Below are 26132 nucleotides of genomic sequence, written 5' to 3' on the forward strand. Positions count from 1 at the left end.
CACTCGTTCGACATTCATTGGGCCGTCGAGGTGAGTTCAGGCGACTGTCAGCTTGTCCCGACATTACGAAATACACCACGGGCTAAAGGCATTCGCATAATTGTGACGGAGTGCCCTGCCTCGGGATAGGTCGACACACCCTGTGAGGGGTAGGAATCACCGAGCATTCTACGAAACTGGACACCTCAGAGAGCCCCGCAGGTCAGAACGATCAAAATTACAACCCAGTACACGGTAAACCAATCATCGTTCGAGCCAACCATTGGCTGACGTGCGCCGCAACGACGCTGTTTTCGGCGCATTCATTCAGAGAATTGTTGATGAATATAAATGTCCAAGATATGGCCGGCTTTAGGATTGATGAACACTCGGGCAGGTCAGTACGCCACTTACTTTGGGTAACGTTGACAGCCCTAGCGATCGATGTCCTAATCTTCGAGATACTATTCGAGTTTGGTGTTGGTTTCCTGCCTGCGTTGACGATTAGTTTCGTCTGTTCCTCCGTCTTCAGCTATGTCGTTTGCTCGCAGGCGCCAGCCACTCCGCGGTCTCCAGGAGCCAAGGTCTCGGCAGAAGCCGTGCGCTTCATCGCCATCTGCCTTCTTGGTTTCTGACTGCGAGGAGGCGTCCTTTCGGATGCGAGTCAATTCCTGCACTGGCCACCGCTAGCATCGATTGTCGCCGGGGCGGGCGCATCGGCTATCGTGAGCTATCTGGGGGGCGATTTTTTGTTTTTCAAACTTCTTCGGATTCTCTGTCAGCCGATCGCTGGCGGCTGGCCGCCTTCGGCATAGTCGGCTATATGCTGGCCTTGCGGCTGGCCTACCTTGGGCTTTTGAACCTTCTCCCGGAAGAAGCCTATTATTGGAATTTTTCACAGCACGTCGATATTGGCTACCTCGATCACCCGCCGATGGCCGCATGGACGATCTGGCTCGGCACCAACCTGTTCGGTAACACCGCATTCGGGGTCCGAATCCGAGCCTACCTTTCGTGGATCGCAGTAGCCTTCTTCCTCTACCGGTTCACTGCCAACCTGTTCGGCAAATCCACGGCCATCATTTGCATCGTTCTCACTGCCACGCTCCCCGTTTTTTTCTACACGGGCTTCATAATGACGCCCGACGTGCCTCTGACGGTCGCCTGGGCTGGTGCCGTCTATTTCCTAGAGCGTGCTCTTATCGCCGACAGGCAGCAGGCCTGGTGGGGCGTCGGAATTTGCGCCGGCCTTGGAATGGTTTCCAAATACACGATCGCGCTTCTTGGTCCCGCAGCGCTGATCTTTCTCGTCCTCGACCCCCCGGCGCGCCGCTGGCTCAGGAAGCCCGAGCCCTATGTTGCCGCCATCCTCGCCTTGGCACTGTTTTCTCCCGTGATCTACTGGAACGCCATTCATGGGTGGGCTTCATTTGCGTTTCAGAGCACCCAGCGGCTGGAAGACCCTGCAAAGTTTTCAACGCCGTCTTTGGTGGCAAGCGCTGCACTCTTGCTGACACCGCTTGGGCTGATCTCCGCGCTAGGCGTCTTCGTATCACGTCGCCGCCGGTCCGTTCTCGCCCCGATCGCCGACGTCCAAGCTCGCAGAAAGCTGCTCTTCATCACGGTGTTCACCGCAGCACCTTTGTCCGTCTTCTTGGCATTCAGCTTCGTGCATCAGGTCAAGCTCGACTGGACAGGCCCCGTCTGGTTGGCGATTCTGCCGGCCATAGCCGCCATGATCTTCCAGTCGGGCCAGCGTTCCAAGTTCGAGGTCGCGATCAACAGGCTGTGTAGGAACGCTGGCGATTTACGCGGTTTTTCTCCACTACATGGTCGTCGGGCTGCCACTTGTCGGTCATCTCGGGAACATCCGCACGCTTCCCGTCGCTTGGGACGCGTTCGGCCATAAGGTCGGCCTCGTGCAGCAGGCTGTCGAGAAGGAAACGGGACAAAGCGTGCTGCTTGCAGGAATGGACAAGTACTTCGTCGCCAGCGAGATTGCATTCTACAACCGCCAGGGTCCCGATGTCATTCAGAAATCGGTGGGTGCCGGTCCGTTTGGAAACGACAGCCTGATGTACGGCTATTGGTACAAGCCTGCCGATATGCAAGGACGGACGATCATCTTGTTCGGGGTGAAAAGCGGGGACGTCGAACAACAGGACCTCGGACGCTATTTCGATCGGCTGACGGATATCAGGAGCCAAACCGTCAGGAAGAATGGAGCTTCTATCGGCCAGTTCTACTACCGGGTCGGTTACGGATATCGGGATTGCTCTGTGGTGCTGATCTCATGCTCGACCAAGTGACACCGTGGCTGTTAGTTTTCCAATTCAAGTCCTTTGAAATCCGCGCTAACACCTAAAAAAATCTGAATAATATCGATGAAGGAGAAACGGAGTTCAGTTGGCTGTCAGGGTTGAATGAAAGAACCACCGCTTAAGGTAAACCGTCGGTCTTTGACCTCGGTTTGGGGGAATTCTGTCGCTCAAACGGCTGATGCGGAAAATCGGGCTATTCGTCTCGCTTCTGCTCGAAGGACATAAATTTTATGAATTCGATTGCCGCTTCTCGCCTCACTAGAGACGATCCAGATCTTTCGATTGCCCAATCGTATCTCCACAATGCCGGGCCGTCGCTTTCCATTGTTATTCCGACGTTGAACGAGCGCGAGAACATACCCACCCTTGTTGGGCGACTGCGCGACGCGCTCGAAGGCATCGATTGGGAGGTCATTTTTGTTGATGACGACTCCGTCGACGATACGATGGAGAGGGTCAGGCAGCTCTCGGTTTCCGATCGACGCATCCGTGGCCTCCGCCGTGTGGGCAGAAGAGGACTGGCTGGCGCGTGCCTGGAAGGAATTCTTTCCAGCTCCGCTTCCATTGTCGCTGTAATGGACGCCGACCTCCAGCATGATGAGAAGCGTCTCACTGAAATGCTTGCCGTGATTCGTCGTGGTGAAGCCGACCTGGTGGTGGCCAGTCGATATATCAGTTCGGATGGAGCGTCGGACGGACTCTCCAAAATCCGGCATGCAGGCAGCCGGCTGGCGGTCGGATTGGCCCAGTCGCTTCTCGGAGTTCGCCTGAGCGATCCGATGAGCGGTTTCTTCATGATCCGCAGAGAGTTTGTCGAGGAGGTCGCACCGCGCCTTTCTCATCAGGGCTTCAAGATTCTTCTAGATATCGTTGCATCGTCGACGAAGCCGATCAGGATTGAAGAAGTCTCATATTTATTCAGTCCGCGCCTTTACGGCGAGAGCAAGCTCGATGCTAGCGTTGTCTTCGAATATCTTGGCCTGCTTATCGCCAAGGCCTCGCGGGATACGGTTTCGGCCCGGTTCCTGGCGTTTTGCATGGTCGGCTCGGCTGGGGTTGCAATCCATCTGAGCATCCTGCGAATACTACTCACGTCCGATGTAGCCTTCCCAACGGCGCAGGCCGCGGCGATGCTGACTACCATGACCTTCAACTACACGCTGAACAACTCCTTGACCTACAGGGATCGCCGCCGCCGTGGTTGGCGCTTTCTGACGGGCCTTGGAATGTTCGCGGCTCTCTGCAGTTTGGGCGTCGTTGCCGGCGTGGGTGTCTCATCCGCTTTCTATCAGAACGAACCACGTTGGTGGGCGGCTGGGCTTGCGGGCGCAGCGATTGGCGCGGCTTGGAACTATATGACCAACTCGGCCATCACCTGGCGCAAGATGTAGCGAGCAGGCCGCCCGTCAATGCCGATAGCCGGACAATCTCGGTTCGGGCGGCAGGAGAACGCATGCTTCGCAGATTGAATGACTGGACGGTGTCGCTGGCAAGCAGGCCCCCGGCAGAAAATGGTTATGGCGTCATAGCCTTGATAGAAAGCTCGATCTTTCTCGTGGGCCGAGGCTTTGGAATCGCGTCGATATTACGTGTCATCGGATCGTATCCTCGTTGCCGTTCAGCGGACCGTATAGCCGCCGTCGACCGGGAGTGCGTGCCCGATCACGAATGTCGACGCAGGGCTAGACAGCCAGAGAACCGCGTCGGCTATTTCCTCGGCCGTACCGAGGCGACCGATCGGAACATCCTTCATCATCACGTCCATCGCTTCCGGCTGCGTCTCGAGCATGGTGGTGACCATCGGTGTCGAGATGATCCCGGGGCAGACGGCGTTGATGCGGATGCCCTTCGGCGCGTATTCGAGGCCGGCACTTTTCGTCAGACCGACGACGCCATGCTTGGAGGCATGGTAGATGCCGCGCTCGGCAATTCCGACGATACCGCCGAGGGAGGAGTTGTTGACGATGGTGCCGCTGCCTTGTTCGCGCATGTGGAGCAGTTCGTACTTCATGCAGTTCCAGATACCGCGCAGGTTCACGCCCATGACGAATTCGTAGTCGGAAGCTTGGGCCAGCGCCGTCTCCGCCACGGGACTCTGGACGCCTGCGTTGTTGAAGGCTGCGTCGAGACCGCCGAAGGTGGCGATCGTCTCGGCAACCATCGCCTCAACCTCTTGCATGTTCGCGACATCGCAGCGGATGCCGATGGCGCGGTGGCCTTCCGCAACCAGTTCGGCGGCGGCAGCCCTGACCGCGTCTTCGTTCACATCGGCGAGGGCGACGGCAGCACCCGCGGCAGCGAACTTCTTCGCTGTGGCCAATCCCATGCCGGATGCAGCGCCCGTGACGAGCGCCACCTTGTTCTGAAAGTCGAATGTCATTTTTGGTTTTCCTGTCATATCGATTTGTTGGTCGGATTACGGCGTCCGGGTCAGTTTCAGCAGCCGATCCTCCGACGGGCCTTCGGCGCGCGGGGATCGATTGGTGGTGATGAGGTAGATGTCGCGGCCGACGGGCAGAACGTCGCGGATCCTGTCGCCGGATGTGAAAATTGGGTTGAGGGTCTTCGCCCGTTCGTCGAACGCGTACAGTCCCTTGCCGACGAGCGTTGCGACAAGCAGTTCGGTGCCCGCGAATACGATGCCGGACGGTGCCCAGGTCTGGTAGCCGGAGTGCAGGAGCGGTCGCTCCATCCCCTGACGATCTTCATCGCCGAAAATGATCGGCCATCCGTAGTTCCGTCCGGGGAGTACCAGATTGATCTCGTCATGGGCGGACTGCCCGTGTTCCGCGACAAACATGCGACCTTCAGGATCCCAGGCAAGTCCCTGAGGGTTTCGATGGCCGAGGGAATAGACGTAGGAGCCGGAAAAGGGATTGTCGGCCGGGACCTTTCCATCGACCGTCATGCGCAGGACCTTTCCCGCCAGGCTCGAGACACCCTGGGGGCGGTGGCGGTTCTCCGTCTGTCCGGTCATCACATAGAGATTTCCATCCGGACCGATGGCGACCCGGCCGCCGTTATAGAGAAGGTGCCCGGGAATTCCGTCGATAATAACCCGTGTCTCGCGCCATGAGTTTCCGTCGAAGCGCGCCTCGATGACCTTGTTCGCGAGTCCACCGCTAGCCCGGTAGGTCTGGTAGAAGTAGGCGATGCCGCTCGTGTCGAAATCCTTCGGCAGCGCCATGCCGAGCAGACCGCCGCCGCCTTCGCGGGCGATAGGATCCGAGGTCCTCACAGGGTGCCGTGCCAGGCGGCCGTTTTCGATCGACACGACGTTGCCCGCGGCTTCCGTGATCCAGATCCGACCGTCAGCCTCCTGTATCTCCCAGGGGTAATCCAATCCTTCGGCCGCGACTTCGGCTATCCAGTCCGAGCTGGATGTGGCGGAAACAGGCGACACTGGACGAAGATCCTGAGCCCGAGCTTTGAACGATGTCAGAGCGGTCACCAGGACGAGTGCCCCGGCCAATGTCATTGCATATCTCATCGAAGGCTCCCCGGTTCAGTGGTCAGTCGAGATACTGCTCGTCCGAGACCTTCTCCATCCAGGCGACGTTCGTGCCGTCCTTCATGTTGGTGATGGCGATATGGCTGACGCCAGTCGTTGCGGTCGCACCGTGCCAATGCTTCACGTCGGGCGGGCACCAGATGACGTCACCCGGCCTCATGACGCGCTTCTCAGCGCCTTCCTCCTGCACCCAACCCGTCCCCGATGTGACGATCAGGATCTGGCCTGCGGGATGCGTGTGCCAAGCAGAGCGGGCGCCGGGGTCGAATGTAACGTGGCCGCCTGGAACGAGGGGATAGTTCGCCGGACCCCAGTCGCTGCGGACGGAGTGGATGTCGGAATGGCAGATCCCGGCGTAGAGGATGTCGAGAAGCACGTCGTGTGGCCCAACGGCCCGACGTTCGATCTCGATCTGGCTGAACTTCGATGTCGCGCTCGTTGCGGCGAAGGCTCGAACGTTGCTCGAGCCAGTGTCGATCGCCTGACCATCCGCGCTGGACTGCGCATTGGCACTTCCAGCCATCGCCATAAGAGGCGCGGCCACTAGCGCTGCGCCACCGATCAGCAGGCCACGGCGGCTCGTTCTAGCCCCATGCGTAAAGTCACCACACGCTTCGCACATTCGCGATCTCCTTCTCAAGGATTGGACAGCATTCTCCGATCCCGCACCGGAGAGCCCGGCGGGTTCGACTTTGGTATTCGCTAAGTTCAGGTCACCCCTGGTACTGGTGGTCCATCACGTGTTCCATCCAGTCGACCACCTTGCCGTCGACATGCTCCTGGATCGCGATATGCGTCATCGCGATCGTTGGGGAGGCGCCATGCCAGTGCTTCTCGCCCGGTGGAAACCAGACGATGTCCCCGGGACGGATTTCCTCGATCGGGCCGCCTTCGCGCTGCACGCGTCCAAGGCCTGCCGTCACAACAAGCGTCTGGCCGAGCGGATGTGTATGCCACGCCGTGCGCGCACCCGGTTCGAACGTAACCGTTCCGGCCGAGCCGCGACGGGCGTCGTTGGCTGCAAACATGGGATCGATGCGCACCGTGCCCGTGAACCAGTCTGCCGGTCCTTTGTTCGAGGGCGTAGTGCCGTTTCTCGTGATGTCCATGGCCTGATCCTTCCTGCTCCTGTTGAGAAGAAAGTAGCGCAGCGCATTCAGAAGGATTAGATGTCTAATTCTGCAAAGACATATGGGCACAGCACATGAATAAAATATCGCGTCGTGGCGAATTTCTGCTAGATTGACGTTCGATTAATGCGAGGTACCCATCAATGCTGCGTGAGAATGTCAACGATCTGCTCGCGTTTCTCGTCGTCGCCCGTGAGCGTAGCTTCACCAAGGCTGCAGCGAAATTGGGCGTCTCGCAGTCGGGCCTGAGCCATACCGTCCGCGGCCTCGAGGAGCGTCTCGGCTTGCGCCTCCTGACGCGAACGACCCGCAGCGTTGCGGCCACGCCGGAAGGCCAGCGCCTGCTGACAATGGTCGGCCCGCGCTTCGAAGAGATCGAGCGCGAACTGATCGCGCTGACGGATCTGCGGGAGAAGCCTGCCGGAACCATCCGCATCACCGCAGAAGACTTTGCGATCGACCATGTTCTCTGGCCGAAGCTCCGAGAGGTGCTGCATGAGTATCCCGACATCAAGGTGGAGTTCGTCGTCGACTATGGCTTGGTCGACATCGTCGCCGAGCGCTTCGATGCTGGCGTCCGTCTCGGCGAGATCGTGTCACAGGGAATGATTGCGGTGCGGATCAGTCCGGAACAGCGAATGGTGGTTATCGGATCGCCGGATTATCTTGAGCTGAACCCCGCGCCACTGGTTCCACAGGATCTGACGCACCACAACTGCATCAATCTCCGCCTGCCGACCAGGGGCGGATTGTATGTCTGGGAGTTCGAGAAGGATAAGCAGGAGCTCCGGGTGCGGGTAGATGGCCAGATGACCTGCAACGGCATAACTCAGATCAGGAACATGTCGATCGATGGATTCGGTCTGGGCTTCATTCCCGAAGGGCTTGCCGCACCTGAGATCGAGGCAGGACGGTTGGTCGAGGTGCTGGGTGACTGGTGTCCTTATTATCCAGGATACCATCTGGTTTATCCGAGCCGGCGACAGTCTTCCGCGGCGTTCAAGGTCGTCGTCGATGCCCTGCGTGACCGATAGTGATCGTGCCCGAGTCACTCGGAAGGGGGCACGATAGCGTCGCGGCGAGATTAGCTCGGCCGCTTTTCGAACACGTCCTTGACCACGGGAACAGCGGAAAAGACGTTTGGCCATCCGGCGTAGAAAGTGAGCTGGGTCAGCATTTCCGAGGCCTGATCCTGTGTCAGCCCGGCATTCATCGCGCGGTTGAGATGGTAAGTGATCTGAGCAACCTGGCCGGACGCGATCAGGGATGTGACGGTGATGAGGCTGCGATCGCGTGGCGCAAGACCGGGACGAAGCCAGAGATCCCTAAACAGGACACCGTTTGTATATTCCACAACGCCCTGTGAAACGGGTCCAACGTTATTCTCGACCCCCTTGGCGCGCTCGGCATCTGCAGCTTCATCTAGTTGGAGTGGAGCAGGGGATGCGTCGGGGAGCTGGTCCGCGCCGATGCCGCGTGCGGCGAAGACCTGAGCGGCCACAGTAACTGCGCCCGTTGCGTTCCCCCAACCCGAATAGAAGGCGAGGTGGGTAATGATCTCCGAGAGCTCTACTGGCGTGACCCCGTTGTCGAGCGCCAGGTTGAAGTGGTACGGCATCTCGACTGGCTGGTTCCGGGCGATTAGGGCTGCAACCGTGATGACGCTGCGGTCACGCGGCGAAAGACCTGGTCGCTTCCAGAGGTCGCCGAGCAGAACTCCCTGCGTGTATTTGGCCAGAGCGGGTGAGACCGACTGAACGTCGGCCATGGTGACGGGCACAGACCCGAGACGCTTCTTGTCCTCATCGGCAAGCGCGGGGAGCGAGGCAGCTAGCGTCATTGAGAGAGCCGTAGCGGCAAGCTTGTTCATTTCCGTTTCCTTTCAAATGTGGGCTCGTTCGGAGCCGGGCGGCGTCCGGTCGAATTCTCGGCATGATCACCAAGCATAGGCTTCCGGTGCGCCGACCCCGTATCCCGGCCAGATCTCGTCGAGGCGATCGAGCGTGTCTTGAGACAGGGTAACGTCCAACGCTCCGAGATTCTCGGTAAGTTGCTCGACGGTGCGCGGACCAGTGATGGGAGCGGTGACGACAGGATTTTGCAGCAGCCAAGCCAGCGCCACGTTCGCAGGCTGCTCGCCGATGTTCCGGCAGAGCGCCTCGTAGGCTTCCAGTTGGGGACGGAACTTATCGATCTGCCTCGTGACCTTGGGTTTGGAGCGGCGCCCATCAGCCGCTTTCTGCAGGATCCCTCCGAGCAGTCCACCGCCAAGCGGGCTCCAGGCAACCAATCCCAGACCGTAGTGGCGGCAGGCCGGAATGACTTCCAGTTCGACGGTCCGCGCCGTCAGATTGTAGAGGCTCTGCTCGGAAACAAGACCGAGGAAATCGCGGGCCTGTGCCTTCGATTGAGCCGTGGCGATGTCCCATCCGGCGAAGTTACTGGATCCGACATAGAGAACCTTGCCCTGTTGAACGAGCAGTTCCATCGCCTGCCAGATCTCCTCCCACGGGGTGTTCCGGTCGATATGGTGCATCTGGTAGATGTCGATGTGGTCCGTCTGCAGACGGCGCAGACTGTCCTCGCAGGCCTTCCGAATATGGTAGGCGGACAGGTATTTATCGTTCGGACCAACCTCCATCGGCTGGTAGACCTTGGTGGCGAGAACGATCTTCTCCCGGCGTCCGCCTTGGGCAAGCCATCGTCCGATGATCTCCTCGGAAATGCCCCAGCCCTTCTTCATGTCCGGCGCGTTCGGTCCGCCATAGACATCTGCGGTGTCGAAGTAGTTGATGCCGACCTCCTGCGCCTTGTCCATGATCTCGAAGCTCGTCGTCTCGTCGGTGAATTCACCGAAATTCATGGTTCCCAAGCAGAGCGGGCTGACTTTGAGGCCTGTGCGGCCGAGATGTCTGTATTCCATGTCAAAGCGTCCTTAATCTTGCATTTAAGATTCGGTTGGAACATTGAGCAGAGCTCTGGCGACGCATGGGACGCCAGGAGGTCGTCCACTTAGTTATTTTGGAAGCGCAAAGGCCACGACGTAATCACCCATCTTCTTGCTGGCACCCGTCCCGCCGGCGCTGATCAGCACGAACTGCCGACCGCTTTGCGGCGAGACATAGGTCATGGGCGTCGTTTCTGCCCCGACCGGCAGGCGCCCCTTCCACAATTCCTGGCCGGTGCGCACATCGATTGCGCGCAGGTAGTAGTCCTGTGTGCCAGCCATGAAGATTATTCCGCTGGAGGTCGTCACGGGGCCACCGCGCGTCGGCATTCCGATCGGAATGGGCAGGTGTGTCGGCATGTTGAGCGGGCCGAGATCTTCCGCGGTGCCCATCGGCATCTGCCAGGCGATCTTGCGCGTGGCGAGATCGATGGCCGTGAGAGTGCCGAACGGCGGTGCCTGGCAAGGCGTGCCGAGTACTGATGTGAATGTGCCCTGCTCGATGCCCCAAGGCGTACCTGCTTGCCTGCCACCAGCTCCTTCCGACCCTGGACCACTGTGGGTGGCGTCGAACTCGGTGCGAGGGACAAGACGGCTGGTGGTGCCGGTGCGGATGTCGTTGACGATGAGATAGCCGAGGTTTTCTGCAATCGAAACAGAGCCCCAGTTCATGCCGCCAAACCAGCCGGGAAAGTGGATGGTGGTTTTGGCGCTAGGAGGCGTGAACGGGCCCTCGTATCGCGCCTTCTTGAAGGCGATGCGGCAGGCCAACTGGTCGAGCGGTGTCATCCCCCACATACGCGCCTCGGTGAGACGCTCCACGCCGATGGTGGGCATGCCCAACGAGAACGGTTGCGTCAGCGAGGTGTGATCGTCGGCGACGCCGCCTTGAGGAACGGGTCGTTCCTGAACGTCGGCAATCGGACTTCCGGTCCGCCGATCAAGCATGAATATCTGGCCGGTCTTGGTTGTCTGGATCAGGGCTGGAATGGTGCTGCCATTGCCATCCGGGACATCATAAAGCGCCGGCTGCGACGGGACGTCGAAGTCCCAGATGTCATGATGCACCGTCTGGAAGCGCCACCGCTCGCGACCGGTTGCCAGATCCAGTGCCACGATTGATGAGGAATATCGCTCGTCCGCTTCGGTGCGATGGCCGCCCCAGAAATCAGGTGTCGCGTTCCCGGTCGGCAGATAGATCAGCCCAAGTGCATCGTCATAGGCAGGTGTCGACCAGACGTTGGGCGTTCCGCGCGAGTAGTCTTCGCCTGCTGGCGGGAGGCCTGTAATGTTGGGGTTGCCAAGATCCCAGGCCCAGACAAGCGCTCCGGTGCGCACGTCGAAAGCGCGCACGACGCCGGATGGTTCATTGACCTCTGCATTGTCCCACACAAGACCACCGACGATGATCAGATTACGGGCAATCGTTGGTGCGGCAGTGGGAAAGTAGAAGCCCGGTCTGACGTTGCCCATGCCAGCGCCAAGATTGACAACGCCGTTGTCGCCGAAGTCGGTGCATGGCGCGCCCGTCGACGCATCGAGTGCCACGATGCGCGCATCCACCGTGGTGGAGATAATACGGCGGGTGCACAAGGCAGAGCTCGATGATGCTGCGGAAGCCCGCTGCGTTCCGGTCGATGAGGCGTCGTGATATCCGACGCCACGGCAACGCGGACGGTTGTTTCCGGTCGCCTTGGCATCGAACCGCCAACGCTCCTGCCCAGTTTCCGGATCCAGCGCGAAGATGGCGTTTGATTGGGTGCAGCCATAAAGCAGCCCGTTCACAAATAGCGGCGTTGTGACAAAACCCTCGCCCTTGTCCGGGTTAGGGATTTCACCCGTGCGGTAGGTCCAGGCGACTCGCAGGCCTGAGACATTGTCAGTAGTAATCTGATCAATTGGGGCATAGCGTGTGCCAGAGGGTGTTCGGCCCCAATAGGACCAACTGGTGCCTGCAATCGGACCAACAGCGGCGCCAGGAACAGGCTGCGACGCGGCATCTGCGGTCACGATTGGATGAGGCTGGAAGGCCGAATATGTGGTCGCGGCAAGAGCAAGAAGGATAACAGCCGCCAAACCGTAGGAAGGAGCCTTGAACCGTCGGCGCGAACCACGGAGCAGGGCAGGCGTAACCAGCAGAACGGGCAGAGCAATGACAGCAGGCGCAAAAAGCCGGGACACGAGCGGCCAAAAGTCGAACCCGACTTCCCATATCGCCCACACGATCGTAGCGAAAAATACGATAAGGAAAACAGCGGCCCCTGAAGGTCGCCGTCGAGCAATGAGATAACCGGAGGCAAGGAGTGCCGCACCAGCCAGAGCGAAATACCACGATCCTCCAAGAGTGATCAGGTATAAGCCGCCAATGGCCAGGAACAGGCCGATTGCGATGATGAGAACGCCGAGGCCAGCAAGCGCAACCACCCCAGCTCGTGTGGAAAGTGAATGAGAAATTTTTCTTCTCCCTGTGTTATAGGCCCGGGCACGACGGCGCGCGCCGGCCATATGCCTTGAAGCTAACATGGAGGATTCATGCCGACTATTTCGTGATTCATGCATAAACATATGCACGGCACGCATGAATTGAGATATTTGGTTTCAGATGGAGATCATCGTTGATGGAGCGCGCTTTGTTGATCGAAAAGGTGGACAGCCCTCTAAGCTAGATGCGATACCGTAGTGCATCAACGAATACGGTAAACGCGGGGGATGCCTGACAGCGATTTCGATAGTATAGATGAAATCCTGAAAAATCCTGCCGTCTGCTAAATGTGGAGCGGCAGGTTCCTCAGGCACATATGCCAGTTCTAACCCTTCGATGGCGCCGTTCATGACATGCATGATACTGTTGAAAATCAGTTGTCCGTTGCCCTTGACCGTAAACTCCTTTCCATCCTGAACAAACTCCCAGGCATAAATCGCGCCGGAAGGCTTGTGGCGAATATTGACGCACGCGTGATCGATTATTTCATACGGTGTGACAGGTACATTGTGACGCTGAAAATACAATTGGCAAGGTCGTAAGTAGTGCTGTGAGGCTTCGGCAATCCACGTCGCCTAGATTGACCTGCCGGTTCTGATCATAAGGAATAGTGTGGCGACCTTCGTGTTGACCACGGACAGAAGCATGATTCTGGTGACGAGATTTTGGTATCGGAGGGTACTTGACGAACAAAAGGCCCATTATAGAAGCACTACTTTGGCAGTTTGAGGCAAGGCTGGTTTGCGATGATTTTCGCTCTCTTCATTGGGAGCGCGATATGGCCGATTTGGATACGGAGCATTCAGCATTTTTGCAGCCATTTTTGGACCAGCTGGGACACAAGAAACGATGACAGATGTGTCCGCTTTACCTATCCGGGCTCATCGGTCCCGGTGACCGCAAGACCATCGAGCCGATGGCGGAACGGTTTGCTCCAGGCAAGTATGACCGCCTCCACCATTTCATTGCCGACAGCGTTTGGGATGCTGCGCCTCTTGAGACCGAGCTTGCGCGACAGGCTGACAGGATCGTTGGTGCATCCGATGCGTTTCTGGTGATTGATGACACCGGTCTGCCTAAAAAGGGCGATCACTCGGTCGGGGTCGCGCGCAATATGCTTCCGATGCTGGGCAAGCGAGCAAATTGCCAAACACTGGTGTCGGTGACGCTTGCGAGATGAGGTTCCAGTCCCAGTTGGCATGCATCTCTCCCGATGATGTCGGATTGATCTTTCCAGTCGCCGGCTATGAGTAGCCAAATTCGTACAAGCATCGCATTTCAACCTGATGTGTAGTGAATCATCCATGGATAAGATTGAACGGGCAAGCCATTTTTCTTGCTGCGACGCGCAGTCGACTTGTTGATCCACGCCGAACCGAACCGGTTTTTCCCGGATCGGGTACCTCTGAGTGCGAAATCGTCAACCCGTCAGAATGCAGGCGATCCGCTCTACCGGCCGATGGCAAAGGACTACGATGCCTCCATCGCGTTCCAGGCGGCGCTTGAACTGGTGCTCGAAGGCCGCAATCAGCCGAACGGCTACACCGAGCCTGTCCTGCACCGCCGGCGGATCGCGCTGAAAGCTGCGTGATCCCATAGCTGTTGCCAGAGTGGGCGGTAGGTTTCTGCTCCACTCTGGCATTCACGTCAGGCTAACGTTCCATGATCTCCGGGCCGGTCAAGTCTTCGCCGCTTTGGCAAACGTCGGATCGAAGGTCTTGCTGAAGGGAACATCGGCATTGGCAAGTCCTGGATCGAGCGTCTTCAGCACGCCCATCATCGAGTCGTAGCCTTCCTTGGTGACCAGACCATCCAGCGAGTACATCTCTTTCGAGTTCTTGAACGCCTGCATGTACAGATCGCGGTTACCCAGCTGGTATTCCGTTGGCACCACGCTGGCCACATCCTCGGGGCTGGCCTGCCCAATCCACTTCAACGCCTTCATGAATGCGTTGACGGTGCGCTGCGTGGTCACCGGATTGGCGACAGTGAACTCCTTCTTGATATAGACCGTCGCAGCTGGATTAGGGCCGCCGAACAGGGACCGGGTGCCGGCCTCCGTGCGGGTGTCGAGGAGAATGGCGATGTCGTTGTCATATTGCAACTGGGCGATGACAGGATCGACATGCGATAGGGCATCGATCTGACCGCTCTTGAAGGCTGCGAGTGCGGCTGCACCTCCGCCGATCCCGATCATCGAGGCATCGTCGGCCTTCAATCCGCTCTTCAGCATCGCGTACTGGAACATCAGCGCTGTCGAGGAGCCGGGCGCGGTGATGCCGACCTTGCGCCCCTTCATGTCGGCCATCGACTTGATCTCGCCGGCGAGATCCTTGCGCACGGCAATGACGATACCGGGGAAGCGGCCGAGATTGCATATCCCGACGATATCCTGTCCCTTGGTCTGCATGCGGATCGTGTGCTCGTAGGCACCAGCAACAATATCGAGCGAACCGCCGACCAGACCTTCGAGTGACTTCGAACCACCCGAAAAATCATTGATCGTGACGTTCAGGCCCTCCTCCTTGAAGAAGCCTTTGCGTTCCGCGATTGTCAGCGGCAGGTAGTACAACAGGGGCTTGCCGCCCACTCCGATAGACACGTCGGTCTTTTCAGGCTTGGCGTCCTGTGCCATCGCCGACGGGATGCCGTTGAGAGATGCGCCGAATATCGCACCCGTCGTTCCGATCAGAAAAGTCCTGCGTTTCATGTCTGCTCCTTGGTTTCGGTTTCGCTACAGGGTAAACGGTCAAGTAACTCGTTGGCCGCGCGAGGCTGTGACGGGTACGGTGTCGCACTTGCTCCGCGTATCTCTGATGGCCCAGCAGACCGTGATCACAAATGCGTGATGTGCCAAATGATGATTTTGTGACGCCATAAGCAATTGCAATTATTAGATAAAATGGGGTATATGCTAATACGTTGCCATGGATCTCTGCCGTATTTATGCCGTAAAATCCGTCTCTAACCAGACTCTCTGCTATATACATTGCGACTGGCGTGTTGACGGTATATTCGCGCCATTAGTCTCCACAGGCACACAGGCCGCCGAGCATGCTTGTTGCGAGGAGTCTTGCTATTTTCGGTTCCACCGTTGTCACGTCAATGCAGCTGTCGCTGGAATCATGCATTTGCGAGAGCTAATACTCCCATCCGCTTGCTGTCTCGTCCATGGTCTAGCGAGTGCAACTTTCCACTTGGTGGGAGCTCCGCGTCTCCCTCCATCCTTTGAACGGCAGCAATAATTGTCCGGAGAAACGGCCTCCATCTTGGCCAGTCAGCCGAGCGAAGACCTCGGTGTACAGTGTGTCAGCCTAGCGCTCGCATCCTTAAGAGCGGCCATAGATCGGATATCTCCTCTTTTGCCATCTTTTCGGTTCGTCAACGCGATTTCTGGATATCCATTTTAAGGGTGGTTGCCATGAGTACATAGCGATCGTCACTCGCTCGCCCCGTTACTAGCTTTCTCGTTCTCGAAGACAGGCCTCGCGGGCTCCGGCACATACTGCAAATTTCGTACGGCCTGTGGGAGGGCCCTGCGTTATCGTTGTCACGGCGCTGACTTCGGAAAGCTTTTCCTCTTGTTTCAGAGATTGTCCCGTGTAATTGCGGATGACAGGACCTGGCTGCTTCAGGGGGAGGACGAGAACATCGCTAAGGCTCGGCTAACGCGCCGCCTATTCTTATTGACGTCGCTGGCCCTTGCCCCGGCGATGGCGATCCTTTTCTACAATGTTGCGTCTACCCGCCTGGCAAAAGAGCACGAAATTCAGGTTGAGGCCCTGCGCTCGGGTGAACTGGCTTCGCTGGAAATGACGCGGATCATCGATGGTTTACAGAACGTGATGGCCACCCTGGCCGCCGCTCCGGTGGTTCAGGAATTCAACGTTGATGGCTGCAACACTTATTTGCAGCGCCTGGGAAAGAGCCTGCCGCAGTTTGCCAGTCTCGGTGTGGTCGATAGTGATGGCACCGTGCGCTGTATTCAGGACGGGAAGGGCCTCGGCATCAAAATTGGCGACAGGCCCTATTTTCGCGAAGCCATGAGCAAAGGCACCTTCGTTGTTGGCGAATTCACAAAGGGTAGGGTGTCCGGCACCAACGTCCTGCCTTTGGCATTGCCGATCACGGCTGACACGGGAGGCATCTCTGGCGTGGTCGTCGGTGCGCTGGATCTGAATTGGCTGGCGGCACGCCTGAAAGAGCGCGATTTTGGTCGTAACAACGCACTGACCGTCGCGGATCGCAACGGCGTCATCCTGGCGCGGGAACCGTTTCCGGACAGATTTGTCGGCACTCGAATCCCTAGCGCATACCTGGGGCTGGTCAGCGCTTTTGCTCCCGGCACACTGGAAGTCAGCAGCCAGGACGGGACAAACCGCATCCTTGGCTATTATCCGCCTGCAAGTAATGCGGCAGGCCTCTATGTCAGTGCCGGCATCTCTACCGCTGACTTCTATGCCGACCTGAACCGCTCGACCTACATCAGTCTGGCGATCGTTTTCCTGGGCGTCATTGCTGCCTATTTTCTAGCCTGGTTCACAAGCACCCAGCTCGTGCGTCGGCCGGTTAGCCGCTTGGTCACAACCATCAAGGCCTGGCAGAAGGATGATGTCGGCGCGCGCACCGGCATGGACGAACGGGATGGCGAGTTCGGGGTGGTTGGCTCGGCGATCGACCGGTTCATGGATGAGCTTGTTGCCGCCCGCCAGGAGCGGCGGCGCTCCGAGAAGCAGCGGGAATTGCTGGTCGGCGAACTCGACCACCGCGTCAAAAACCTTTTAACGACCGTCCAGGCGGTTGCTCGGCAGACCTTCCGGGACAAGGAGCGCACGGACGAAGCGCTTGAGATTTTCAGCAAACGACTGACCGCGATGAGCGGAGCCCATCAATTGCTGATGAAGGACGACTGGCAAGCCGCCAGTCTTGCCGAGCTCGTGGCGGCAGCCGTCACACCCTTCGATAATCCGGAGGCGTCTCAGTTCAGCGTCTCGGGGCCAGATCTGATGATCCACTCCAAAGCCGCCTTGGCGCTTGGGATGGCCTTGCACGAGATGTGCACCAATGCCGTCAAGTACGGGGCCTTGCGCGAGCCCTCCGGGCGTATCAGGATCACCTGGTCGTCTGGCTCTGAGACCGGCGCTCCCGACCCTGAGTTCCGGTTCACCTGGTCCGAGCATGATGGCCCACCGGTTCGGCCGCCCGAGCGAAAAGGGTTTGGATCCAGGATGATTCAGCAGATCCTGGCGATCGAAATGGCGGCTGATGTCCATGTTGATTACAAAGTGACTGGTGTTGTCTGTCAACTCACGGCGCCATCTGCTGGATTGCGAGCCCCAAGATAATAACGCCATGCGCTGCCCCGTCAGGGGCGGCTCCGGGTTTCCAAATCAAATCGTCCAGCCGATGTCCGCCGCTCGTGGGGACATCGGTCCGTTGCCGGACAGAACTGGAAAGCTATCTAGACCGTCCTAACTACTCCAAGTCTCGTACAAATTCATCGTTAGGGACGGAGTAAATCATGGAAGAGAAAAAACGACGCCTTCAATTGACGAAAGAAGAGCGGCGGCTTTTGGCTGAAAAATCTAAGGAAATCGCCTTCGCTGCGGAGAGCAGGCGCCTGGCGGAAGCAGCTGAAAAGACCGCAAGACTTCGCGCCCTTAGGGCCTCACACGTTTCAAACGCATAGAGGAGAAGAAAATGAACAAGATCGCAGTCACTGCAATGTTTTTGATGATTTCAACTGGCGCCTTCGCTCAGTCGGCTGCCGAATCCACAGGCGTGAACTCTCTGTTGGGCAGCGCTCCTAAAACCGAAGATTTCGTTGCCGAGGCCGCTACCAGTGACCTGTTTGAAATCGCTTCCAGTAAGCTCGCGGTCGAGCGGGCTGACCCCTCTACAAAAACGTTCGCGCAACAGATGATTACTGATCATACCAAGACTTCGACCGAATTAAAGCAAATGGTCGACGCAGGAAAGGTCAAGGCAGTAATTCCCGCCGCCATGACATCTTCCCAGCAAAGCATGCTCGACAAACTCAACGGCTTGCAGGGTGACGATTTCAACAAACAATATCACTCCGACCAGGTTTCCGCACATAAGGACGCGGTGGATCTCTTCAAGCGGTACGGCGATGGTGGCGACAATGCCGACCTGAAGACGTGGGCAGCAACCACCTGACCTGCCTTGGAACATCATCTGATGATGGCGCAGGATCTCAAGAAATAGGTGTCTAGGAAGCGGCTGCTCGTCGGTCGCTCTTCTGCCAGGTCTGGTGTTCTGACATCCGGTGACCTATGCGTGAGGGCTTTGTAAGTTCAAAACGAAGGCCTTCATGTATGGTAAATCAGCAAAGAGTCCCAATGCCGATACGCGTAATAACCTTTGGTATTCCAAACGTTGATAGGGCTATTTATGCCGAATCACAGTGAGGGTAGGATGTCCGGTTCAAGCTGCCCGTATCTCCCATCAAACTCTCGATGAACGGCGCGCGGCGCTCGAAGACGAGCCGCCAGCTGTTCATCCGCGCTTTGCTCGATGTCGTCGCCGAGCGTGATAGTTTAAAGATGCGGGAGACGGCATCTTCGGGGAAATACGGAGCGGCCGAAAACTGGACGCTTTCGCCGGTTATCATTGGAGGCCCTGCTGCCGGAAGGCGGTCTTTTGCTTGGGTGATGTGTGTATCTGATAATCTCCATCATTTATCCCTCCCTGTTGGCGAAGCATGCCAGCGGTCCCCCAATAAGGCTGGCCGCCGGGCGGGTCCGGTTAGCTCTTGACGGCGATCCGCATGACCTGCGTCTGCGCCTTCTCAGTCTTCGGCAAGTCGTCGGGCTGCGTGCGCATGCTCAACCAGGAGTAACGGTCAAAATGCCGTCCCTAAAGCTGGACTTAACCTTGGCCTCATCGACTTCGACGCCGACGAGGGTGCGGCGCTCGAAACGACAGTAGTAGCGCTCGGAGAACTAACGATCCTTTTCCGGGAATGCTGCCATCAAGGAAAACTGGGAAGAATTTGAGTGCCTGCCGCGGCTCCAGCGATGGTCAACGGGCGGAAAGGTTATGACATCATTGCCTCTCCGTCTGCCGCTCGAATCGAAGCCTCAACTGATTTCCCCTAGCGCACCGAAGAAAAGTGACGACCCAACTAATTCATGAATTCATGTTTAATATGCTGCGAAACAACGTGAGCGAGAACGGAATTCTCCAGGGTCGTGGACAAACGACAACAGACGTTCTTGCGCGCACGGCGATAACGCCCGACAAGATTGCGCGCGCGATTACCCTCACCATCGCGCAGACGGACAACGTGGACAATCAGCGACATTGTCGTGCGGCCTTCCGCGCAGGCATGAGCTACGTCTCGACTATCTGTGAAGCTTCACCGCTAAAAAGCCTACCAAAACATCCGAGAGAAACTCTCGCTGTTGAACCGGAACATCCGGCAGGCGGTAACCAACCATGACAGACCTTCAAGCTGATGATCGGCTGTCCATTCCTGACACGCGATCGGGCAGCCAAAGCTGCCCGATTTTTTCACATTATCACCGTCGAGACCAGCCGGCAGCTCCTCGGTTCCCGAAGGGGCTGCCGGCAATCGACACAGGATCAGGCGGCGAGCGCTTCGATTTGGGCTTTGGCGGCGGATACCGCTGCTGCCTTGGCATCTTCACCCAAGGCAAGGCCTTCCGCGCGAATGATAGTCACGTCGGTGAGGCCGATAAAGCCGAGCACGCCGCGTAGATAGGTTTCCTGATGATCTAGACCAGCGGCAGGGCTGCCAACCGAGTAGACACCGCCACGGGCCGACGCCAGGTAGACCTTTTTGCCCTTGACCAGTCCTTCGGGGCCGTTAGCGCCATATTGGAAGGTGCGGCCGGCAACGCAGACGCGGTCGATCCAGCCCTTCAGCTGCGTCGGAATGGTGAAGTTATACATCGGTGCGCCGATGACGATGATATCCGCAGCAAACAGATCGTCGATATAGGCGCCGCCGGTGGCAAGATCCTGGCCGAGGGCGGGATTGCCGACTTCGCCACCTTGGAATACAGCGAGATGGGCATCCGATAAATGCATTGCCGCGTCGACGACCAGATCGCGACGGATAACCCGCGCGCCCGGATGCAGCGCTTCCTGCTTGGCGACGATTTCAGCTGTGAGCGTTCGGCTCACCGAGTAGCCGCCGAGAATGCTGGAATCGATGTGGAGGATGGTTGTCATGGGAAAAGTCTCCATTTGCCCGGATTGATCGGCCTTGGCTGTGCGTGTGAAAAAATGTCTGAGCGTCTTTATCATCAGAGATCCATGTCACGCAGCTCTACATCTGAGAAGCCATGACGTCTCGATGGTATCCATCGGTAAATTCGATATGTTTGCCAACGGTAAGCGATCGGCGCCAGACTTGCACTGGAGGAGCTGGCCGGTATCATTCGATAAGACCTATCGGTTCAGCCTATAATGGAGGATGGCATGCTCGATGGCCTATCGCTCGACCAATTGCGGACTTTTGTGGCGGCCGCCGACGAAGGGAGCTTTTCTGCAGCAGGCCGCCGGCTGCGCCGGACGCAGTCGGCGGTCAGTGAAACGATCGCCAACCTCGAGGCCCAGCTGGCAGTCATGCTGTTCGATCGGACCGGCCGTTATCCGCGGCTGACGGCGCAGGGCAACGCTTTGCTGGTCGACGCGCGATCCGTCGTCAGCGCCGTCGACGGCATGAAGGCGCGGGCGAAAGGCATAGCAGGTGGGCTTGAACCGGAGCTTTCTGCCGTCATCGACGTTTTCTTCCCCATTTCGGTGATCGCCGATGTGTCGCACGAGTTTCGGAGGGAGTTTCCCGCTACTCCGCTGCGGCTTTATGTCGAGGCCCTCGGCGGGGCTGTGCAGCCGTTGATCGATGGTCGCGCCAGTTTCGGGCTGGTAGTTTCGCTGCCGACATTGCCCTCAGGGTTAGTTGGAGAGGGTCTCGCCAGCGTTGAATTTGTCATGGTCGCCGCCTCAACCCATCCACTCGCCGCGTATGAAGGCTTGATCCCCCGGGAAGATCTGGCACGACATGTCCAACTGGTGCTGACGGATCGGACCGACCTGTCAGCAGGCCGTGAGTTCGGCGTCATGTCGCCTTTAACTTGGCGCCTCGCCGATCTGTTTGCCAAGCACGCATTCCTCATCAGCGGCCTCGGATGGGGTGGCATGCCCCTGCATGCCGTGCGGAAGGACATCGAGGAGGGACGCCTTGTGCAACTCTCCATCCAGGACATACCGCTAGGTGGCCTGAAGCTGCCGATGTCTGCTGTCTACCGGGTCGACACACCGCCTGGCCCCGCAGGCCGCTGGATGATCGATCGTCTCAAGCAATGCTCGGGCACTAAATGCTAAAATTGGGTCGTAAACACTTCCGTAACTACGGTTTTCAACGAACACCACTGGAGGCGACAGAGTTCCAAAACAGCGGTTAAGTTTAAAAATTCGATCCGGAGGAAATATTCAAGCTACCGTGAGCCGGCCGGTTAACTTCGGATCTTCTTTTACCAGCGATTCCGGGAGACTGACACCACGAATGCCGCAGTAAGGACGTCAATTGCGTCTACCTGCCAGTGTCCAAGCAGATGCTCAATCCACTGATGCCCCGCGGTGTACGATCTGCCCAAAGAAGTGCAAGGGAGCAGGCATTGTCATGCCCTGGTGCGACATGCAGGATAATATCGAACATCTTTCGTAAATCATTGCCGAGGTCGATCCCGATGCGCACGCGGTGCTGATCCTTGATCAGGCGGGCTGGCACTCATTGGCCAAGCTGATCGTGCCGAAAAACATCACCTTGCTATTCTTGTAGCCGCGTTCCCCTGAACTCAACCCATTAGAACGTATGGCAATTCAGGCGCTACAATGGCTGCCAACCGGTTTTCACATAGTATGACGATATCGTCGATCACTGCTGCAAGGCTTGGAATAAGCTCAGCCATCAACCAAGGAAGATCATGTCAATCGGATTACGCGATCGGGGCCATCGGGCACGATCAATGCCCATTTATATAAGATCAATAACTTGGCTCATTCGCTCAAACAACGAAGATGAATGGTAATAACGGCATTTTTGCGTTTGCCGGCCTGGCCCGGCCAATCGAACAAATCACATCTGCTATGGCGATGCCGCGTCGCCGATTCCATATTCCGGTCGTGCCGACGAGATCAGTGAAATGGCGACGGCCGTCGAGGTATTTCGGACAAACGCCATTGCCAAATCGCGTCTTGAACAAGAGGCTTTCACCCAACGCAGTATGACGGACGACGAGCGCTGTCGAAATGCCGAAGCTGGTCGTGTAAAGGATGAGACCATGGCTGAAGCGACCGCAGGTCTCGGCGAGGGACTTAAACACCTATGCGTCGGTGTCATGTGCTTTGTCGGCGAGGATCGTCGCGCCGTGCCGCAGGTCGCTCAACAGCTTTTCAGCCATCGGTACATCGGCGGCTTGGCCAGCGGTGAGTTTAAGCCGAACCGATCTGCCATCTGCATCGACAAGAGCGTGGATCTTTGTCGTCAGGCCGCCGCGCGAACGTCCCACGCAAGGATCGGCAGATCCCCCTTTTTAGCGTTGGCACCATGCTGGTGAACGCGAACACAAGAACTGTAGATCATCACGATATTTTCATCGTAACGCTTTGAAACGGCGTCCAGAAGACGATCCCAGACACCCGCCTTGCGCCATCGGGAGAACCGATTGCAAAGCGTCGTGCGCGGGCCATAATGCTCCGGCACATCTCGCCAAGACGAACCAGTCCTGAAACGCCAGAGGATGCCGTTGATCACCCGGCGGTCATCGACACGTTCAATTCCAAGGCTATTGTTCGGCAAAAGAGGTGCAATGATAGCCCATTCTTCGTCGCTCAATTCGTAACGGCGCGTGGCAATCTCCTTTCAAGGAAATTGAACCACACATCGTCAATAAGATGAACCCCGTTTATGGGAACACCGCCTAGACTACACGGATGATGGGGAAGGTCGCGAAGGCGTTCGGCGGCGATGTCGCGGTCGAGGACACCTGGGAAGAATTCTGACGTTTTGATCTCGGCAGCTTCCCACGGCTTGGAACCGTTAAGGGGGTACTATCTTATTGGCGTGCGTTCGACGGACTGCACATTCATGAGCAAGGAAATCGACAAGCGTCCGAACCGATGGAAGGAGCCCGCGCCGCGAGGGGAAGACAGCGTGAACTATACCTGCCTCTGGCCTCCAATCAGGCAAAAGATGTATTAGGCGCCCTGCTTTTATATCATCGCAAATGAAGACGGTCGGAAGTTGTACGGCACCAACACCCGAAAGAGCTGCATCACGAAGGGTCGACATGTCATCTGTCACCAATCTTGGTGAATGGGGAATAATTGCAACTTCACCGTTGGCGTGGTGCAGTTTCCAAGCGTACTCTCTTTGTCGTCGTCCCAAATCAAGGCTGGATAGGCTCTTTAAGTCGACGGGCGATTTGATTTGACAACTCAATAGGTTAGGCGCCGCAACAAGACACTGTAAACTCTCGTCAAGCTTTTTCATAACAAGACCGGTCGGCTCAAGTGGAGGAAAACGAACGCGGATAGACAGGTCGAACCCCTCTGCAATCACATCAACGCGACGGTTTGTCCCGTCCAACTGCACTTGGATGTTAGGGTTTTGCATCATGAAACGCGCAATTATTTCGCTGAACTGCAATGAAAGTAGTCCTGAGGGGCAACTCATGCGCACTACACCGCGCGGTTCTGATTTAACCGCTGCCACAATCTGTTCGGCTTCTTCCGCTTCGATCAGCATCGCAGCGCATCGCTCATGGAAAGCGCGCCCCACGTCGGTTACAGAGAAGTGGCGGGATGAACGGTTGATGAGACGGACGCCCAAGCGTTGCTCTAGGAGAAGCACGCGGCGGCTCAATCGAGATTTTTGAATTCCGAGCGCGCGCCCTGCTGGCGAGAACCCGCCGTGGTCGACGACAACCGCGAAGTAGTACAGATCGTTTAAGTCTTTCATCGTCCCCTCTATAGGACGCTGCGTCGCGTTGGGCAAGCTTTCAACGCTATCGTTGCACTGGTATTAAATTTCCGCAACGATTTTTGTCAGCGAAGAACAGATAGCGGGCGCTTATACAAAGACTGCCTATGAAGTCCGACGCCGATCTGCCAGCAGGCCATTCGACCGCGATTGTGGTGCTGACGGAGTAACCGTTCGAGACGGACAAAAGCCAAGCAAGGTTAAGACAGTGCTCTTTTGATCGCAAGTTCAGGATGGAGGAATTAAGATATTGAACCTGTCAAGTGGTCGTTCAATCCGAACCGCCCAAGATTTAACAACCGGCCTCACTGCAACAGGAATTGTATTATTGAGACCTACTTGAGCTATGCGCCGGCTACCTTTTCTCTGTGAAAAAGCGTTAGCTTACCCTTCCAATCGATAAAGGGCCCTGGCCCGACTTCAGCGAAATATCTAATAAAGGAAATTTTTCATGACTAGTGAAGCAATACGCAATGCCAAGACTGATCATCTCCTCACCCCGGAGAATGCGGCATTTATCATTATCGACTACCAGCCGATCCAAGTCTCGTCGATCCGCTCAATGTCACGCGACGAATTGGTTTTCAACATTGTGAGCACTGCCAAAGCCGCTGTGAATTACAACCTACCGATTATCCACTCGACCGTTAACGTCGTGTCGGGACGCAACAAGCCGCCAATTCAGCAATTGCAAGACGTTCTTGGCCACCTGCCGACCTACGACCGCACTTCGATCAACAGTTGGGAAGACACGGAGTTCAAGCAAGCCGTAAAGGCGATCGGCCGCAAGAAGCTTATAATGACGGCGCTTTGGACAGAAGCTTGCCTGGCGTTCCCTGCACTCGACGCTCTACAGGAAGGCTATGAAGTTTATGTGCCGGTCGATGCTGTCGGCGGCACCTCGCTCGCCGCGCACGAGGCGGCACTGCGTCGTGTCGAACAGGCTGGCGCTAAGCTAATCAGCCGCGTCCAGATGTATTGCGAACTCCAACGTGACTGGTCGCGCGAGGCAACGGTACCGGGCTTCATGGACGTCTTCGCTAACTCCGACGGCTTCAACCCAGAGACAGCAGCTGATCATTCTGAATGACGATGAAATGGATTATGCGGCGACAGAATCGCTGTCACCGCACAGTTTCAAGGTATGCAAGCAACGAGTGAACTACGCGGAGATCTGTTGGCTCCTTGAGAGACCACCGTTCCAGAGGATCGTTTTTTTCATTTTCCATCTAATGTCCTCGTCAATGTTATTTCTATAAAAGCGGCAGGGGTCATCTAATTTGAAAAATTACCTCGTTTTGTCAGACGGTGGCCAAATCCCATCTCTTTAGCGAGGCGAGATCTTGCTTCAGAGTAAGCAGGGGCGACCATGGGATAGTCGGCCGGTAACCCCCATTTTTGTCTGTATTGATCGGGGCTCATTTTGTAATGCGTCATCAGATGGCGCTTCAACGATTTGAATTTCTGCCCATCTTCAAGGCAGATTAGAAAGTTGTTTTGAATTGACTTTTTGATCGTGACTGGCAGTACCAGCTTGATTGGAGTAACTTGCTTTGGCAGCTCACCGCTGGCGCGACGGAGCGCGAAATGAATATCCTTTATTAGCTTTGAAAGCTCGCCGACGGGAACAACGTGGTTCCCAACATAGGCTGAAACGATGTCGGCGGTGAGCTCTGCGGTCAAAGTAATCGAGATCTCATCAACTTGGGTAGTCATTTTAGTCCTTGT

Annotated in this window: 23 protein-coding genes and 3 pseudogenes; 12 read left to right on the plus strand and 14 right to left on the minus strand. The window is 57.1% G+C overall.

Annotation, left to right across the window (positions count from 1 at the left end; translation table 11 throughout):
- The first annotated feature begins 520 nt into the window (after positions 1–520).
- The 3 genes from PR018_RS25255 to PR018_RS25265 all read left to right on the plus strand — a co-directional run bounded on the left by PR018_RS25255 (position 521) and on the right by PR018_RS25265 (position 3691).
- Positions 521–1888 carry a glycosyltransferase family 39 protein gene (locus tag PR018_RS25255; RefSeq protein ID WP_142832121.1) on the plus strand — a complete coding sequence of 456 codons (1368 nt, stop codon included), beginning with the start codon at positions 521–523 and terminating at the stop codon, positions 1886–1888.
- A 10-nt stretch (positions 1889–1898) separates the two neighbouring features.
- The gene (locus PR018_RS25260; protein WP_161991020.1) at positions 1899–2288 is read left to right on the plus strand and encodes a hypothetical protein; all 390 of its coding nucleotides are present in this window, start codon (positions 1899–1901) and stop codon (positions 2286–2288) included.
- Positions 2289–2530: 242 nt separating this feature from the next.
- Positions 2531–3691 carry a glycosyltransferase gene (locus PR018_RS25265; RefSeq protein WP_142832118.1) on the plus strand — a complete coding sequence of 387 codons (1161 nt, stop codon included), beginning with the start codon at positions 2531–2533 and terminating at the stop codon, positions 3689–3691.
- Positions 3692–3918: 227 nt separating this feature from the next.
- Here PR018_RS25265 and PR018_RS25275 read toward each other — a convergent pair whose 3' ends face one another.
- The 4 genes from PR018_RS25275 to PR018_RS25290 all read right to left on the minus strand — a co-directional run bounded on the left by PR018_RS25275 (position 3919) and on the right by PR018_RS25290 (position 6920).
- Positions 3919–4680 (minus strand): SDR family NAD(P)-dependent oxidoreductase, encoded by a 762-nt coding sequence (locus PR018_RS25275; protein WP_142832116.1) that lies wholly within the window; start codon positions 4678–4680, stop codon positions 3919–3921.
- Positions 4681–4716: 36 nt separating this feature from the next.
- Positions 4717–5790 (minus strand): PQQ-dependent sugar dehydrogenase, encoded by a 1074-nt coding sequence (locus tag PR018_RS25280; RefSeq protein WP_244615548.1) that lies wholly within the window; start codon positions 5788–5790, stop codon positions 4717–4719.
- A gap of 22 nt (positions 5791–5812) precedes the next feature.
- Positions 5813–6160: a (R)-mandelonitrile lyase gene (locus PR018_RS28600; RefSeq protein WP_425064179.1), complete on the minus strand. Its 348-nt coding sequence runs from the start codon at positions 6158–6160 to the stop codon at positions 5813–5815.
- 364 nt (positions 6161–6524) lie between these two features.
- Positions 6525–6920 carry a (R)-mandelonitrile lyase gene (locus PR018_RS25290; RefSeq protein ID WP_142832115.1) on the minus strand — a complete coding sequence of 132 codons (396 nt, stop codon included), beginning with the start codon at positions 6918–6920 and terminating at the stop codon, positions 6525–6527.
- Between the two features lie 164 nt (positions 6921–7084).
- Here PR018_RS25290 and PR018_RS25295 point away from each other — a divergent pair, with 164 nt between their 5' ends.
- Complete coding sequence (locus tag PR018_RS25295) at positions 7085–7975, plus strand: LysR family transcriptional regulator (RefSeq protein ID WP_142832113.1); 891 nt, start codon at positions 7085–7087, stop codon at positions 7973–7975.
- Positions 7976–8025: 50 nt separating this feature from the next.
- Here PR018_RS25295 and PR018_RS25300 read toward each other — a convergent pair whose 3' ends face one another.
- From PR018_RS25300 to PR018_RS25315, 4 genes are all read right to left on the minus strand, one after another.
- Complete coding sequence (locus PR018_RS25300; RefSeq protein ID WP_142832111.1) at positions 8026–8811, minus strand: carboxymuconolactone decarboxylase family protein; 786 nt, start codon at positions 8809–8811, stop codon at positions 8026–8028.
- A gap of 66 nt (positions 8812–8877) precedes the next feature.
- Complete coding sequence (locus PR018_RS25305; RefSeq protein ID WP_142832110.1) at positions 8878–9864, minus strand: aldo/keto reductase; 987 nt, start codon at positions 9862–9864, stop codon at positions 8878–8880.
- A 93-nt stretch (positions 9865–9957) separates the two neighbouring features.
- Positions 9958–12393 carry a membrane-bound PQQ-dependent dehydrogenase, glucose/quinate/shikimate family gene (locus PR018_RS25310; protein WP_142832166.1) on the minus strand — a complete coding sequence of 812 codons (2436 nt, stop codon included), beginning with the start codon at positions 12391–12393 and terminating at the stop codon, positions 9958–9960.
- Positions 12394–12486: 93 nt separating this feature from the next.
- The gene (locus PR018_RS25315) at positions 12487–12897 is read right to left on the minus strand and encodes a type 2 periplasmic-binding domain-containing protein (protein ID WP_142832108.1); all 411 of its coding nucleotides are present in this window, start codon (positions 12895–12897) and stop codon (positions 12487–12489) included.
- A gap of 251 nt (positions 12898–13148) precedes the next feature.
- Between PR018_RS25315 and PR018_RS25320 the strand changes: the two are divergent.
- Positions 13149–13578, plus strand: a pseudogene (locus PR018_RS25320) (transposase); the annotation flags it as partial.
- Between the two features lie 152 nt (positions 13579–13730).
- Positions 13731–13961 carry a hypothetical protein gene (locus PR018_RS25325; RefSeq protein WP_279621521.1) on the plus strand — a complete coding sequence of 77 codons (231 nt, stop codon included), beginning with the start codon at positions 13731–13733 and terminating at the stop codon, positions 13959–13961.
- A gap of 87 nt (positions 13962–14048) precedes the next feature.
- On the opposite strand, the gene PR018_RS25330 is transcribed toward PR018_RS25325, so the two are convergent.
- A complete protein-coding gene (locus PR018_RS25330) occupies positions 14049–15080 on the minus strand; it encodes an ABC transporter substrate-binding protein (protein WP_279621505.1) in 1032 nt (343 codons plus the stop codon).
- Positions 15081–15951: 871 nt separating this feature from the next.
- Between PR018_RS25330 and PR018_RS25335 the strand changes: the two genes are divergently transcribed.
- The 3 genes from PR018_RS25335 (at position 15952) to PR018_RS25345 (ending at position 18550) form a co-directional block, all read left to right on the plus strand.
- Positions 15952–17715 (plus strand): sensor histidine kinase, encoded by a 1764-nt coding sequence (locus PR018_RS25335; protein ID WP_142832406.1) that lies wholly within the window; start codon positions 15952–15954, stop codon positions 17713–17715.
- Between the two features lie 176 nt (positions 17716–17891).
- Positions 17892–18059, plus strand: a complete 168-nt coding sequence (locus PR018_RS25340) for a hypothetical protein (RefSeq protein WP_153816498.1) — start codon at positions 17892–17894, stop codon at positions 18057–18059.
- Between the two features lie 11 nt (positions 18060–18070).
- Positions 18071–18550: a DUF4142 domain-containing protein gene (locus tag PR018_RS25345; protein ID WP_142832405.1), complete on the plus strand. Its 480-nt coding sequence runs from the start codon at positions 18071–18073 to the stop codon at positions 18548–18550.
- Between the two features lie 588 nt (positions 18551–19138).
- Here the strand turns inward: PR018_RS25345 and PR018_RS28420 are convergent.
- Positions 19139–19335 (minus strand): annotated as a pseudogene (locus PR018_RS28420) (Hsp20/alpha crystallin family protein); the annotation flags it as partial.
- Between the two features lie 170 nt (positions 19336–19505).
- Between PR018_RS28420 and PR018_RS25355 the strand changes: the two are divergent.
- Complete coding sequence (locus PR018_RS25355; RefSeq protein WP_142832404.1) at positions 19506–19835, plus strand: hypothetical protein; 330 nt, start codon at positions 19506–19508, stop codon at positions 19833–19835.
- A gap of 143 nt (positions 19836–19978) precedes the next feature.
- On the opposite strand, the gene PR018_RS25360 is transcribed toward PR018_RS25355, so the two are convergent.
- Positions 19979–20590, minus strand: coding sequence for an FMN-dependent NADH-azoreductase (locus PR018_RS25360; protein ID WP_244615583.1), 612 nt, complete (start codon positions 20588–20590; stop codon positions 19979–19981).
- A 249-nt stretch (positions 20591–20839) separates the two neighbouring features.
- On the opposite strand from PR018_RS25360, the gene PR018_RS25365 reads away from it, so the two are divergent.
- The gene (locus PR018_RS25365) at positions 20840–21745 is read left to right on the plus strand and encodes a LysR family transcriptional regulator (RefSeq protein WP_142832402.1); all 906 of its coding nucleotides are present in this window, start codon (positions 20840–20842) and stop codon (positions 21743–21745) included.
- Between the two features lie 1004 nt (positions 21746–22749).
- Here the strand turns inward: PR018_RS25365 and PR018_RS25370 are convergent.
- Positions 22750–23279 (minus strand): annotated as a pseudogene (locus PR018_RS25370) (IS5 family transposase); the annotation flags it as partial.
- A gap of 183 nt (positions 23280–23462) precedes the next feature.
- A complete protein-coding gene (locus tag PR018_RS25375; RefSeq protein ID WP_142832399.1) occupies positions 23463–24383 on the minus strand; it encodes a LysR substrate-binding domain-containing protein in 921 nt (306 codons plus the stop codon).
- Between the two features lie 472 nt (positions 24384–24855).
- Between PR018_RS25375 and PR018_RS25380 the strand changes: the two genes are divergently transcribed.
- Positions 24856–25494, plus strand: coding sequence for a hydrolase (locus PR018_RS25380; protein WP_142832398.1), 639 nt, complete (start codon positions 24856–24858; stop codon positions 25492–25494).
- Between the two features lie 185 nt (positions 25495–25679).
- Here PR018_RS25380 and PR018_RS25385 read toward each other — a convergent pair whose 3' ends face one another.
- Positions 25680–26120, minus strand: a complete 441-nt coding sequence (locus PR018_RS25385) for a Ros/MucR family transcriptional regulator (protein WP_142832397.1) — start codon at positions 26118–26120, stop codon at positions 25680–25682.
- Positions 26121–26132 lie beyond the last annotated feature (12 nt).

It is taken from the genome of Rhizobium rhododendri, assembly GCF_007000325.2.
Classification (GTDB): Bacteria; Pseudomonadota; Alphaproteobacteria; order Rhizobiales; family Rhizobiaceae; genus Rhizobium; species Rhizobium rhododendri.

What these genes read in the sequence shown, in the direction of transcription:
- PR018_RS25345 (WP_142832405.1), top strand. Translation starts at nt 18,071, where the DNA reads ATGAACAAGATCGCAGTCACTGCAATGTTTTTGATGATTTCAACTGGC.
- PR018_RS25375 (WP_142832399.1), bottom strand. Translation starts at nt 24,383, where the DNA reads ATGAAAGACTTAAACGATCTGTACTACTTCGCGGTTGTCGTCGACCAC.
- PR018_RS25280 (WP_244615548.1), bottom strand. Translation starts at nt 5,790, where the DNA reads ATGAGATATGCAATGACATTGGCCGGGGCACTCGTCCTGGTGACCGCT.
- PR018_RS25365 (WP_142832402.1), top strand. Translation starts at nt 20,840, where the DNA reads ATGCTCGATGGCCTATCGCTCGACCAATTGCGGACTTTTGTGGCGGCC.
- PR018_RS25310 (WP_142832166.1), bottom strand. Translation starts at nt 12,393, where the DNA reads ATGGCCGGCGCGCGCCGTCGTGCCCGGGCCTATAACACAGGGAGAAGA.
- PR018_RS25290 (WP_142832115.1), bottom strand. Translation starts at nt 6,920, where the DNA reads ATGGACATCACGAGAAACGGCACTACGCCCTCGAACAAAGGACCGGCA.
- PR018_RS25265 (WP_142832118.1), top strand. Translation starts at nt 2,531, where the DNA reads ATGAATTCGATTGCCGCTTCTCGCCTCACTAGAGACGATCCAGATCTT.
- PR018_RS25385 (WP_142832397.1), bottom strand. Translation starts at nt 26,120, where the DNA reads ATGACTACCCAAGTTGATGAGATCTCGATTACTTTGACCGCAGAGCTC.
- PR018_RS25360 (WP_244615583.1), bottom strand. Translation starts at nt 20,590, where the DNA reads ATGACAACCATCCTCCACATCGATTCCAGCATTCTCGGCGGCTACTCG.
- PR018_RS25340 (WP_153816498.1), top strand. Translation starts at nt 17,892, where the DNA reads ATGGAAGAGAAAAAACGACGCCTTCAATTGACGAAAGAAGAGCGGCGG.
- PR018_RS25295 (WP_142832113.1), top strand. Translation starts at nt 7,085, where the DNA reads ATGCTGCGTGAGAATGTCAACGATCTGCTCGCGTTTCTCGTCGTCGCC.
- PR018_RS25380 (WP_142832398.1), top strand. Translation starts at nt 24,856, where the DNA reads ATGACTAGTGAAGCAATACGCAATGCCAAGACTGATCATCTCCTCACC.
- PR018_RS25275 (WP_142832116.1), bottom strand. Translation starts at nt 4,680, where the DNA reads ATGACATTCGACTTTCAGAACAAGGTGGCGCTCGTCACGGGCGCTGCA.
- PR018_RS25305 (WP_142832110.1), bottom strand. Translation starts at nt 9,864, where the DNA reads ATGGAATACAGACATCTCGGCCGCACAGGCCTCAAAGTCAGCCCGCTC.
- PR018_RS25300 (WP_142832111.1), bottom strand. Translation starts at nt 8,811, where the DNA reads ATGAACAAGCTTGCCGCTACGGCTCTCTCAATGACGCTAGCTGCCTCG.
- PR018_RS25330 (WP_279621505.1), bottom strand. Translation starts at nt 15,080, where the DNA reads ATGAAACGCAGGACTTTTCTGATCGGAACGACGGGTGCGATATTCGGC.